At 50.8% G+C, this 12,417-nt stretch carries 10 protein-coding genes; 9 read left to right on the forward strand and 1 reads right to left on the reverse strand.

Features of this window, described 5'->3' with window-relative positions; all coding sequences use genetic code 11:
• Window positions 1-30 precede the first annotated feature (30 nt).
• The 9 genes from C173_RS15820 (at window position 31) to C173_RS15860 (ending at window position 11,572) form a co-directional block, all read left to right on the forward strand.
• The gene (locus tag C173_RS15820; RefSeq protein ID WP_036726293.1) at window positions 31-1,077 is read left to right on the forward strand and encodes a glycoside hydrolase family 130 protein; all 1,047 of its coding nucleotides are present in this window, start codon (window positions 31-33) and stop codon (window positions 1,075-1,077) included.
• A gap of 89 nt (window positions 1,078-1,166) precedes the next feature.
• Complete coding sequence (locus C173_RS32890; RefSeq protein WP_081751194.1) at window positions 1,167-5,702, forward strand: polysaccharide lyase family 8 super-sandwich domain-containing protein; 4,536 nt, start codon at window positions 1,167-1,169, stop codon at window positions 5,700-5,702.
• A gap of 204 nt (window positions 5,703-5,906) precedes the next feature.
• A complete protein-coding gene (locus tag C173_RS15830) occupies window positions 5,907-7,214 on the forward strand; it encodes an aminoacetone oxidase family FAD-binding enzyme (protein ID WP_051478085.1) in 1,308 nt (435 codons plus the stop codon).
• A 31-nt stretch (window positions 7,215-7,245) separates the two neighbouring features.
• Window positions 7,246-8,562, forward strand: coding sequence for an NAD(P)/FAD-dependent oxidoreductase (locus C173_RS15835; RefSeq protein WP_036726295.1), 1,317 nt, complete (start codon window positions 7,246-7,248; stop codon window positions 8,560-8,562).
• Window positions 8,563-8,705: 143 nt separating this feature from the next.
• Complete coding sequence (locus C173_RS15840) at window positions 8,706-9,653, forward strand: adenosine deaminase (protein WP_155991481.1); 948 nt, start codon at window positions 8,706-8,708, stop codon at window positions 9,651-9,653.
• Between the two features lie 521 nt (window positions 9,654-10,174).
• On the forward strand, window positions 10,175-10,348 hold the full coding sequence (locus tag C173_RS15845; protein ID WP_155991484.1) for a hypothetical protein: 174 nt from the start codon (window positions 10,175-10,177) through the stop codon (window positions 10,346-10,348).
• A 29-nt stretch (window positions 10,349-10,377) separates the two neighbouring features.
• Entirely contained in the window at window positions 10,378-10,731 is a 354-nt protein-coding gene (locus tag C173_RS15850; RefSeq protein WP_051478087.1) for a nitrous oxide-stimulated promoter family protein, read from the forward strand.
• Window positions 10,732-10,884: 153 nt separating this feature from the next.
• Complete coding sequence (locus C173_RS15855) at window positions 10,885-11,178, forward strand: AbrB/MazE/SpoVT family DNA-binding domain-containing protein (protein WP_036726298.1); 294 nt, start codon at window positions 10,885-10,887, stop codon at window positions 11,176-11,178.
• A 1-nt stretch (window position 11,179) separates the two neighbouring features.
• Complete coding sequence (locus tag C173_RS15860) at window positions 11,180-11,572, forward strand: type II toxin-antitoxin system death-on-curing family toxin (protein ID WP_036726299.1); 393 nt, start codon at window positions 11,180-11,182, stop codon at window positions 11,570-11,572.
• 298 nt (window positions 11,573-11,870) lie between these two features.
• On the opposite strand, the gene C173_RS15870 is transcribed toward C173_RS15860, so the two are convergent.
• Window positions 11,871-12,407 carry a GNAT family N-acetyltransferase gene (locus tag C173_RS15870; protein WP_036726302.1) on the reverse strand — a complete coding sequence of 179 codons (537 nt, stop codon included), beginning with the start codon at window positions 12,405-12,407 and terminating at the stop codon, window positions 11,871-11,873.
• Window positions 12,408-12,417 lie beyond the last annotated feature (10 nt).

A 12,417-nucleotide genomic window follows, 5' to 3' on the forward strand; every position in this document is an offset into this window, starting at 1 on the left:
GTACTTCAAACACAGAAAGAGGTCACTCCAATGAAAATAACACGCAGCGCGCACAATCCGCTGATTGAAGCCGTGGATGTTGTCCCCTCCCGTCCCGATTTCCAGGTACTGGGTGCGTTCAATGCAGGCGTGGCGCAGCTACAGGAGGAGACGATCCTCTTGCTGCGCGTTGCTGAAGCGCCAATACCGGACCGGGCGGACGAGGTGCTTGTTCCCCGGTTGAATGAAGCAGGGACGGAGGTGCAGGTAGAACGATACGACAAGAACGATCCGGCTTATGATTTCTCCGACTCGCGCTTCGTCGCCAAGGACGGGCAGACGGTGATGCTCACCTCGTTATCCCATCTCCGGGTAGCGCGAAGCCAAGATGGCGTTCATTTCGAGGTTGAGCCGCAGCCGGCCCTGTTCCCGGAGCATCCTTTGGAAGCATGGGGGATTGAAGATCCGCGTGTGACCCAGATTGGGGACACCTATTACATCACTTATAGCGCTGCCTCTGCGCGCGGTGTCGGTGTCGGGCTGGCGGAGACCCGCGACTTCCGGATTTTCAAGCGGCGCGGGATGATGCTGCCTCCCGAGAATAAGGATGTTATGATTTTCCCCGAGAAAATTGGCGGCAAATACTACGCTCTGCATCGCCCAGTGCCGAAGTCATTCGGCGCGCCCGAGATGTGGATTGCGGAATCGCCCGATCTCGACCACTGGGGGAACCACCGCTTCCTGATGGGACTCGGCGAGCAGGGCTGGGACTCGGCCCGCATGGGCGGCGGAGCGGTTCCGATCCGCACACCGCAGGGCTGGCTGGCGCTGTATCATGGCGCGGACAGCAGCCACCGCTATTGTATGGGGGCGGTGCTGCTGGATCTGGAGGACCCGTCCCGGGTCATTGCGAGATCGCGTGTCCCCGTGCTGGAGCCGGAAGCTTCCTATGAGGTGAACGGATTCTTCGGCAAGGTCGTGTTCTCCTGCGGCGCGCTGCTGCTGGACCAGACTGTCCGTATGTATTACGGCGCGGCAGATGAAGTGATGGCTGTAGCGGACATCCCGCTTCAGGATATATTAGATACTCTTGTGTAAGGGTAGGGAGGCAGTGTGAGCTGCCTTCCTTAATCACTAGTATAGAAAGCGCTAACAAAAATCTGCTAGATAGACAAAGGAGCGTGTACATGACTGGTAACGTGCAAAGCAGGATCAAGAGATGGATATGTCTCGTGATGGTTGGTTTGATGATCTCGACCCTTGGGTACCAATATCCTGTATCGGCGGCGGATAGCTCGTCGCAGGAGCTGGCGGAAATGAGGCTGATGAAGCAGCGGGTGGTTGAGTTCTATATCTCCAAAGATATTATTAACGACGGAACTAACGGCCGGGTGGAATGGACTTTTAAATCACAGGCCGGAACCTACTTATCGAGTCAAAAAGCGAATGGAAGCTGGAGCGATGTAGATTATGCCAATACCACCTCCAGCGCCAACGGCAGAGCCTGGTCCCCATACCTGGCGCTGGACCGGATGCAATCGATGGCTCAGGCATTCGCAGACCCGAAGGGGCCTTACTATCACGATGAAACTATGTTAGCCGGTATTCAGAAGGCGCTGGATCACTGGTTTACGGTCAAGCCGACCTCCACCAACTGGTGGGAGACCGGCATCGGCAAGCAGCTGCGGCTTAGCAAAATCGCACTGTTATGTGAAGGCTACCTGACTGCGGAGCAGGCCGCCAACATTGTCGGTACGTTGGACAGCAGCCCGAATACGGTCGATGGCGCCAACTCCTCCTGGTACAACCAGAATTATATGATTCGCGGCTTATTGCTTGAGGATGCCCAGAATGTCCGTAGCGCCGTAGAGGCGTTTAACGTGCTCTCGGCTGTGACGGTGACGCTGACGGGAATTCAGTCCGACATGTCCTTTTTCATGCATGGGAAGACGAATTATACCACGGGCTACGGCAGAAGCTTCGCCAGAGATATGTCCTTCTGGGCCTATGTGGTCTCGGGCACAAGCTTCGCCTACAGCCAGGCGGCCATTGACTCTTTGTCCTCCTATGTGCTGGATGGAACCAGATATCTGGTGAGAGGCGATGTTGCCGATCTGGGGATGGGGATGAATGGGCCGGAGTGGCCGGATTATGAGAGCTCTGCGCTGACCTTCTATGAAGATCCGCTGGAGTGGATGCAGGCGGCCAATCCGAAGCGGGCGGATGAGTTCGCTGTCTTCCTCGATAATATCCGGGGTATTGGAACGGTCACGGGCAATGGACTGGACGCGAACAATATGACGCAATGGCAGACCCTGGTCTCCTCTCATATGCGGAAGGATTACGGAATCACGGTCAAGATGTCGTCCAGCACGGTCAAAGGCGGCGAATTTAGAACTATAAACCCAAACGGATACAATCTGCTCTACTGGACTCCGCAAGGCGCTACGGCCATCCAGAGAACCGGAGATGAGTACAGAACCGTGTATCCGCTGATGGATTGGACTCATGTTCCGGGGACTACAGCTCCCAACGTATTCACGAAGGAGAATAATTTCAACAACCCGAAGACGTTCGTAGGCGGCGTCACCAATGAGCGGTACGGAGCCACGGCGTTTGATTTCAACAAGCTGAGTACCAGCGGGAAAAAGGGCTACTTTTTCTTCGATGATGAAATGGTAGCGCTGGGCGCAGGCATCACTTCAACGAATGCTGCTCCAGTCCATACCACGCTGAATCAGAGTCTTGCTGTTGGCGATGTGCTGGTAGATGGCAAAGTGGCAGACGGAACATCGCAGATGAACGGACGCTGGGCCTATAACGATAGTACCGGGTATGTGTTCCCGGATAAGACGAATTTCCAGGTGAAGCAGGAGACGAAGACCGGGAAATGGAGCGATGTGGTCACTGGCAGCTCAACGGAGCCAATCACTAAGCCGGTGTTCTCGCTGTGGCTCGATCATGGCGTGAAGCCGGTCAATGCCTCCTATCAGTATATCGTATTGCCAGGTAAAAGCCCTGAAGAGGTTGGCAGCTACGCGGAAGCAAGCCCGATAAGTATTCTCGCGAATACGCCATCAGTGCAGGCGGTCCGGCACCGTTCCCTTGGTATTGCGGAAATGCTGTTCTATCAGCCGGGTACGGTGACGCTAAGAGAAGGACTGACTGTTACCGTAGATAAACCGTCGATGGTAATTGTAGATGAATCCGCGGACCCTGTCCGCATCTCGGTGGCGAATCCCGAAACGCCGGGAATTACAGTCAATGTAACGCTGAACCGGAACGGGGATCAGACTACAACCACTTACAGACTCGGTAAAGATACATTTACCGGCAGGAGTACGACGCTGAGCGAGGGAGCTTCTATCGACGATAGAGGGTATGATCTGGCTTACAGTAAAGGTACGGTTGCTTCGTCCAGCGTGGGCAAGCAATTTGCGTCGGGTGCTACGGATCTGTACAGAACCTCCAGTTGGAGTTCGAATGCATCAGACGATGAATGGATTTATGTGGATCTGCAGGATCAATATATGATCAATAAGGTTAGACTGCATTGGGAGAAGGCTTACGGCAGAAGCTATAAAATTCAAGTATCCGATGATGCGGCCACCTGGAAGGACGTTTATGCGACCTCCATGGGGGATGGCGGCATCGATGACATTGCCTTCGGTAAGACCAGCGCAAGGTTCGTCCGGATGCTGGGCGTTCAGCAGGGGACCGGAGACGGTTACTCGCTTGCTGAGTTTAACGTGTATGAAGCGGTTGTCCCCAACCTTGCGGAAGGCCAGACTGCGGTGGCAAGTTCGTCCAAAGCGGCTGATGTATCAGTGGGGAATGCTGTAGACGGCTCATTGACAACCCGCTGGGGGTCCAACTATGCCGATCCGCAGTGGATTTATGTCGATCTTGGCTCCATTCAGCCGATTGCTAAGGTCATGCTGCACTGGGAAAGCTCGTATGGGAAGGAATACCGGATTGAAGTCTCCGATACAATGGAGGACTGGAAGACGGTATACAGTACGTCCAGTGGGGACGGGGATATCGACGAGATCTCTATCGATCCGGTGAATGCCAGATACGTCCGGATGTATGGAACTCAGAGAGCGAGCAAATACGGATATTCGCTCTGGGAATTCAAAGTGTTCGGACCAGAGACTGAAGCCCGCGTTCCCGCCCGGGTTGAGCTTGCGGCAGCGCCATCTTCGGTGGTGCCTGGAGGCAAAGTATCCGTTACGGGGGCCGTCTATGAGGGTGGTAATCTTCCGGTTCCCGGTGTGGAGGTTGAACTTACAGCTGCCGATGGAAGCCTTGAGCCTGCAAAAGTAACTACAGATGTGTACGGCCGGTTCAATACGGTCTTTACCGCACCGTCCGTTCCCGGAGAGGTATCCATCTCAGCCATCCTGCCGGCAAGCCCATCCGTGACAGGGGCAATCACCGTGTCTGTAGAAAAAGAGGCTGTGCCTACAACAGCCCGGATTGAACTTGAGGCCTCGCCGTCCTCCGTATCCGCTGGAGGCAAAGTGTCCGTTACGGGAACCGTCTATGATGGTGAAGAGCTTCCGTTAGCGGGCGCTGCGGTCAGTCTCATGGCAGCCTCGGGTAGTTTCGAGCCTGCGCTTGCTGTAACGGATGAGAACGGCCGGTTCAGCACGGTCTATACGGCACCGTCCGCAGCCGGAGATGTAGTCATTACGGCTGTACTGACTGACAATCCTTCCGTGACAAATACGGTAACCGTTTCTGTAAGCAAGGCCATGCCAGTCCCTGTTCTTATTGAACTTCAGACGGCAGCGTCTGCCGTGAATACCGGGGATGATGTATCCATCACGGGGACCGTCTCGGGTAGCGATAATCTTCCGGCTTCCGGCCTGGGGGTTGAACTCGCTGCTTCCTCGGGCAGCCTGGAGCCTGCTCATGCTGTAACGGACGCAAACGGCCGGTTCAGCGCGGTCTTTACGGCACCATCTACACCTGGAGAAGTGACGATTACGGCATTCTTGAGCGCTTATCCGTCCATTACGGGAAGAATTAACGTATCGGTCAATGAGCGTTCGGGCGGCGGAAACGGCGGCGATCCCGGAGGCGAAGCGCCAGTGACTCCGTCAGTACCAGTACCGCCGGTTATTGTTGGAACACCGATTAAGCCGGACGAGGGCCCGCAAGCCCCGGTTACTCCTCCGGTGGCTGGCCCATCTCTCACCGATATTGCCGGGCATTGGGCCGAAGCCAGTATCCTTGAAGCTGTTAAGCAGGGCATCATTATAGGTTATCCGAATGGCTCGTTCCAGCCTAACCGTAATGTGACCCGTGCTGAATTCACGGTGATGCTGGCGAAGGCGCTGAAGCTTCAGAACACAGAAGCAGCGTTGTCCTTCAAGGACAGTGACCGGATCGGTTCGTGGGCCAAGACAGCCGTAGCTCAGGCAGTAGCCCTGGGAATCATTCAGGGCGATAACAACAGCAACTTCCGCCCGGATGCGCCTATGACCAGAGCGGAAATGGCCGTTATGCTGGCTAGAGCGTTGCATCTCGCTCCTGTTGCCCGCTCAGCAGGATTCACGGATGACCGCGACATCCCCGCCTGGGCGGTTGGAGCAGCAGCCGAGATGAAGAAGTCAGGACTGATGCAAGGCAAAGGCAACAACAGCTTCTTCCCGAAAGATGCCGCAACGCGGGCAGAGACGGTTACGGTTCTGCTGCGGATGCTGGAAGCTAAGTAAGTATAGCCAACCTTTTATCGTTATACGTTAGAACACAGCAAAGCAGCGATTCTCCTGTTAATAGGGAATCGTTGTTTTGTATTTTTGGGCATGTAAACGGCTATGATCATAAGGAGATCAATGACAACCAGTACACTTATGCTATAATTTAATAAAGTGTTTTTGTGCTTAGAGAAAATTGGATAAAGGATGCATTGACCAACCATGTATGAGAATCAGACTTCTATGCACCACAAGCTCTTTATTATCGGCGCAGGTGCTGCCGGACTAATGGCCGCTGTTACTGCGAGTGATATGGGGATCGATACTGCCATTCTGGAGAGTAACGACCGGATTGGCAAGAAGATCTTAATGACCGGCGATGGCCGCTGCAACATTACGAATGAATCCACTGTGACAGATACGGATGAAGCAGCCGCTTTATCGCGCAAGTATCACAGTAATCAACCCGAATTTCCGCTTGCGGTAGTGCAGCAATATGGCGTCGGCCAGACGATTGATTTTTTCTCCTTTCTTGGGCTTCCGCTTACAAGGCTCAAGGGGGGCTTGATGTATCCGATGTCGCTGCAGGCAGCGGCGGTACTTGATATTTTCCAGCTGGCGCTAGAGGATCGGAATGTTCCCGTATACCTTAAGAATAAAGTGGTGGATGTTACTGCTTCGGCAGATCATCCTCGCTTCACGATAAAATGCCTAACCGAGACAGAGGAAGAGGTTGTGTATACTAGCGACTATCTGCTTCTGTCTACGGGTGGCAACACCGGTCCGAATGCAGGCAAAGAACCTCCGGGTTATACCCTTGCCGAACGTCTGGGGCACACCCTGATTGAGCCTTTTCCGGCCATCGTGCAGTTGAAGCTGCAATATCCGAATATGAGGGCACTGTCCAGTATCAAATCTCAGGGACAAGCTCATATCATTGTAAAGGGTAAAGTCATCGGCAGTGAACAGGGCGAGATGGCCTTCACAGACTATGGGATTACCGGTCCGCCCATTCTCCAGCTAAGCAGGAAGGCTGCCTATCATCTGGCAAGAGGAGAACAGGTGAAATTATCGGTGGATCTGACGCCGGGCCGCACAGAGGAAGAGTTAATTGATTTTTTAGAAAAGCTCTGGGAGACCTTTGGGCACCGGACCGTGGCGGATTCCCTCGTGGGTATCTTCAACAAGAAGCTTGTTACGGTCCTGCTTAAGGAGACGGGCTTAGATCAACAGCCACAGCTTCTTTGCCAGAATCTACCGCCCAAAACTAAAGAGAACTTTTATCGGCTCTTGAAGCGCTGGGAATTTAAAGTGACGGATACCAATGGCTTTACGAATGCGCAAGTGACAGCCGGCGGCATTGATACGTCAGAACTCATAGAGGGAACGCTGGAATCTAAGCTGGTGCCCGGGCTGTATTTAGCCGGCGAAGTGATGGATGTGGACGGAGATTTCGGCGGCTATAACCTGCAATGGGCCTGGAGTTCCGGATATGTGGCCGCTATGGCGATAGCTAAGTCCATTCAATAAATTTATTAGGAAAAGGGATGCATCAATTAACATGTATAAGGATCAGACTTCTAGGCACCACGAGCTGTTCATTATCGGTGGGGGTGCTGCAGGTCTAATGGCTGCAGTTACAGCGAGGGATCAAGGTATTGATACAGCCATTATTGAAAGCAATGACCGGCTCGGGAAGAAAATAATCACGACGGGTAACGGGCGTTGCAACATTACGAACCAATCCACCGCCACCGGTACGGATGAAGCAGCCGCTTTATCCATTAAGTATCACAGCAATCAGGCAGGATTCCCAATACATGTACTGCGGCAATTCGGTGTCCGCCAGACGATCGAATTTTTCTCCTCGCTCGGGCTTCCTTTTACAAGCTTGGAGAATGGCCGGATGTATCCGATGTCGCTGCAGGCGGCTTCGGTGCCGGGTGTGTTTAAGCTTGCGCTGGAGGATCGGAATGTTCCCGTATATTATAAACATAAAGTGTTGGATGTGACCGTTTCGGCAGGACATCCGCGGTTCGCGATAACCTGCCAGACAGAGACAGAGGAACAGGTTGTGTATACCAGCGACTATCTTTTTCTATGTACTGGCGGCCTTACCGCTCCAAAAACAGGAACAGACGGCTCCGGTTATACGCTTGTCCAACGTCTGGGGCACACCATGATTCACCCGGTGCCAGGCATTGTACAATTGAAACTGGATTATCCGTATTTGAAGGAACTGTCGGGTATCAAATTTGAGGGAGAGGCCCATGTTATCGTAAACAATGAAGTCATCCGCACGGAGTCTGGCGAGATTCTTTTTACGGACTATGGTATCTCGGGCCCGCCTATACTTCAGCTAAGCAGAAAGGCTGCATATAATCTCGGCATAGGAGAATCCGTGACCCTTTCGGTTGATTTGATGCCGGAGCGCACGGAGGAAGAGTTAATTGATTTTCTGGAGATCCACTGGGGAATCTTCGGACACCGGACGGTTGCCGATTCTTTTGTGGGCATCGTCAGCAAGAAGCTGATTCCCGTGCTGCTGAAGGAGGCTGGGATTGATCAACAGCTGCATCTGCTGTGTCAGGATCTAACCTGGAAAACCAAGAAAGTATTCTATAAACTATTGAAGCGTTGGGAATTTAAAATCACCGATACCAATAGCTTCACGAACGCCCAAACCACAGCCGGTGGCATCGATACAACGGAGCTAGTTGAAGGAACGCTGGAATCTAAGCTGGTACCTGGGCTCTATTTGGCCGGTGAGGTGATGGATGTAGACGGAGATTGCGGCGGCTATAACCTGCAATGGGCCTGGAGCTCCGGATACGTCGCTGCGATGGCGCTTGCTGACCGGCGTGCAGGCACCACGTAAGGGTAGAGGATTGATACAGTGCTAATGAAGACACCCCTTAGGGGTGTCTTTTTTATAAGATATGCTAAGATAAAAGTGTCATCGAACCTGCTATTTCATTATCTTGAAAGGGGTGTCACCAATTGCCGACAGGATCTAAGAACTTGTCCACTAAACAAAGGTTTGTAGAAGCGCTTATGAATGAATCACTTGTGGAGCTGCAGTCCATCCCGAAAAGCGATTTGCATAACCACGCCGGACGCGGAGGGAACATTCGATATATTAGCGAGTGGGCGCATGTTGACATAGAGCCGGCGGCGGAACCGTTCCGATCGTTGCAAGACATGCAGCAATGGTTTGTTGAATCTGTGAAACGGCATTGCCCTGGTATTCAAGGTTATTTGAAACGGATTGAAGCTTCCTTTGCGCAAGCGGCTGACGACCATATTGAGAGATTGGCATTAAGCTTTGGAGTGGATGAGGTGGATACCTTGGGAGGAATGGAGCCATTTATGCGGATCATGAATGAATATCATCGCCGGTTTGCTCCTGCAACACAGTTTCTCCCGGAGCTGGCTTTGGACCGTGCCTGCAATGTAGATGAAGTGTATAACCGGTTAGATGAAATATTGGCTTACCGCTGGTTTCGCTCCATCGATATTTGTTGCGATGAATTTGCCCAGCCGATCACATCTTTTAAGTCCATTTACCAAGCTGCGAATACGGCGGGGCTGGCGCTCAAGGCTCATGTGGGGGAGTTCGGAACCGCGGATGATGTTATGGAAGCTGTTGAGGAGCTCGGGCTTCATGAGGTTCACCATGGAATTGCAGCCGTCCGTTCGCCTCAAATTATGAACTGGCTTTCTGCTCACCATATTCAACTGAATGTCTGTCCTACTAGTAATATTATGCTTGGTGTAGCGGAGAACTACGGCAGCCATCCTATTCGGAAGCTTTATGATTGTGGAGTACCTGTGACGATTAACACCGATGATTTGCTGATCTTTAATCAAAGCATTTCTCAGGAGTACATGAATCTGTATCAAGCTGGATTAATGACAGCAGAAGAGCTGAACGAGATCCGCCTGATAGGACTTGGAGGCGTTCTTTGATGAGTTTGAAGAGGATCTGGCTATTCTTGAAGATTTAAGGGATCGTTGATAGGACTAGTAGCTCATCAGAACTAAACGTGAGAAAATTACTTTAACTCATGGCTTGCTGAGGGTTTACCGCGCCCCGTTTAGAGTGCAAGGGGAGGCTTAATTGCAATTTGTACAACTAAATCGCCCTATGTCCCGCTAAATCAATGTTTAGTTGTATTTCCTGCAATTAAAATGCCTCAATATCTGGATTTTCGCCCATCCGGGCAAATTTAGTTGTACAGAATACAATTAGAAGAGGAATTCCACCCGTTTCACTGTTTTTAGTTGCACAGAATACACTTACCCCTTTTTTTCGCTACGAATGCAGCTTCATCCCTTACCACATTTTTGGAATGAAGTCACTTGTTTAAATCTGATGTGGTACTAGATAAAGGCAAGGTGTCCAAATGACTGATGAATATATCTGGGTTATTTTTGTTGCTGAGCAGACGAGCGGATTTCCGGACTTTTATCCTATAGGAGTATTTACAGTGCACGACAGGGCTGTCGAAGAAATAGACAAGCTGCCTAAGGATAAGAATTATCAGCTTCTAAGGCTGCCGATTAACCGGATGTTTCCGTATTACCATAAGAAGAGCGGAGAGCTGGTTGGAATGGATGCGATCCATCATGAGCATTTTCACTTCAAAGATTTAGATGAATAAGTTCAACTAAGTCCAGGAGGCCTTATTATATGAGCAGAGCAGCAAAGCAGCAGCTGAACGATGGCCCTAAGATCCGCAAAGAAAAAATGATTGCTTCAAAGATGATTCGTATCTATTGCAAGAAAAAACATTATGGGCAGGAGCTCTGTGAGGAATGCCGGGTTTTAAATGAGTATGTTATGACAAGACTCTCCCGCTGCAAATTTGGTGATGAGAAGACAGCGTGTGCCAAGTGTCCGATTCACTGTTATACACCCGTCTACCGCCATAAAATTAAGGGGGTTATGCGTTTCTCGGGACCGTGGATGCTGCTGTATCATCCGTTAGAATCCATAAGGCATATTCCCATACCGGAGAAGTTAAGGAAGCCTTTGTCACGATAGCCGCTTCAATCAATCTATCTGCTATCAGAAGGACCATCTGTGAGTTGGTCTTTTTAATATCCTTTTGATAAAATGTACATATATTATAACTTTTATTACCGTTATAAGTTATAACTTGAAGCGAGCAGAGCATACTATAGGAGGGGGAAAAAAATGAATGGTGTGGTCAAAGTGACGAAGGATCAATCGAAGGTGAAGCGTTATTCCCGAAAGATTGGACGGATGGGGAATAGCTTGGGTGTGAGCTTGCCAAAAGCTCTTGCGGATAAAATGAATATCTCTCAGGGAGATGAAATTGAGTTTATTGAAAATGAACACGGAGAAGTGGTGTTGAGAAAAAGCCGGGCAGCTCTGTTGCCTGAACAGGTTCGTCCTGAGGTGTTGGAGGCGTTCTTCGATGTGTTTGAAGAGGATCAGGGCATTCTTGAAGACCTAAGGGATCGTTGATATGGCCATCTTTCTTACTAAGGAAGAAGTTATTACAGCACACCATTTCATGATGAAAAGAATGAATGACGCAGATCAGGCAGGTGTGAAGGATCACGGCCTGCTGGAGTCTGCGGTACATAGACCACAACAAAGTGTTTTTGGAGAGGATGCTTATCCCTCTATATTCGATAAGGCAGCTGCATTGCTGGAATCGCTGGTCAAAAATCATTGCTTCCATAATGGCAATAAACGTACAGCTTACCTGGTTACGAAATCATTTTTGATTCTAAACGGGTATCATCTAAGAATGCAACGGGAGTTTGCAGTTGAGTTTGTTGTAGACATTGCCAAGGGTGTGTATTCATTAGAAATGATTACTGATCTTTTAACAAAATATTCTGTGGAACAGTAAAGGCAAGGTGTCCAAGATGCGATGGGATCAAGTTCAGGGGCGTGTTCCAAATGAATGGGTTGTTCTTGAGGCAACTAAGGCCTACTCTAAGGAAGGCCAGCGTTTTATTGAGGAATTGTCCGTGATTGATTTTTATAAGGATCCCACTTTCATCTACCTACATAATAGCATCATTATGCAGAATACGAATGGGTATAGCCTTCACCGCTTCATTAGTAGAGCTGACTATACCCTAAAAAACCCTTCTCCGCTTCGTTAGCAGAGTTGGGTTTTTTAAGCTTTTTATTAGCTATAAGGATTACACCAACCCCAGCCACTCCCGCTTCAAAATCGCAAATTGCTGGGTATTCTCGTACTTCGGGGTTCCGTCTTCGTTCTTGGTGAAGGAGATGAATTCCATGAAGCAGCCTTCTCTGCGCATACCCAGCTTCTCGCAGAGCTTCTGCGATCTGGAGTTGTCGTCCTCGACGTAGGCGTAGATGCGTCTGGCTTCCTGCTCCAGGAAAAGATAGCGCAGCAGCGCGCGGGCGCTTTCGCTGGCATAGCCGACGCCTTCGTAGGCCGGGTTGAAGTGCCAGCCTACGCTGTAGGTATCGGGCTCTTCTTTCATGCAGAATAATTCGCCAATGATTGAGCCGGTATCCTTCAGGCAGACGGCGAGATGGGAGTCGTCCTGACTCCGTTCGCTGGCGGTGGCGATGGCTTCCTCTAACGTGGAGAGGCGTTCGCTCAGGAAACAGTTCACCCGCGGATTTGCCAGATACTCCAGCATACCCGGTGCATCCGTCTCCCGGAAGTTTCTGATGATTAAGCGGTCGGTAGTGAATTTTTGCATGATGATCCTC

The sequence above is a fragment of the Paenibacillus sp. FSL R7-277 genome (assembly GCF_000517965.1).
Taxonomy (GTDB): domain Bacteria; phylum Bacillota; class Bacilli; order Paenibacillales; family Paenibacillaceae; genus Paenibacillus_AQ; species Paenibacillus_AQ silagei.

Excerpts from the sequence above, each read along its gene's own strand:
- C173_RS32890 (WP_081751194.1), top strand. The coding sequence starts at position 1,167 with ATGACTGGTAACGTGCAAAGCAGGATCAAGAGATGGATATGTCTCGTG.
- C173_RS15870 (WP_036726302.1), bottom strand. The coding sequence starts at position 12,407 with ATGCAAAAATTCACTACCGACCGCTTAATCATCAGAAACTTCCGGGAG.
- C173_RS15860 (WP_036726299.1), top strand. The coding sequence starts at position 11,180 with ATGGCCATCTTTCTTACTAAGGAAGAAGTTATTACAGCACACCATTTC.
- C173_RS15820 (WP_036726293.1), top strand. The coding sequence starts at position 31 with ATGAAAATAACACGCAGCGCGCACAATCCGCTGATTGAAGCCGTGGAT.
- C173_RS15850 (WP_051478087.1), top strand. The coding sequence starts at position 10,378 with ATGAGCAGAGCAGCAAAGCAGCAGCTGAACGATGGCCCTAAGATCCGC.
- C173_RS15835 (WP_036726295.1), top strand. The coding sequence starts at position 7,246 with ATGTATAAGGATCAGACTTCTAGGCACCACGAGCTGTTCATTATCGGT.
- C173_RS15830 (WP_051478085.1), top strand. The coding sequence starts at position 5,907 with ATGTATGAGAATCAGACTTCTATGCACCACAAGCTCTTTATTATCGGC.
- C173_RS15855 (WP_036726298.1), top strand. The coding sequence starts at position 10,885 with ATGAATGGTGTGGTCAAAGTGACGAAGGATCAATCGAAGGTGAAGCGT.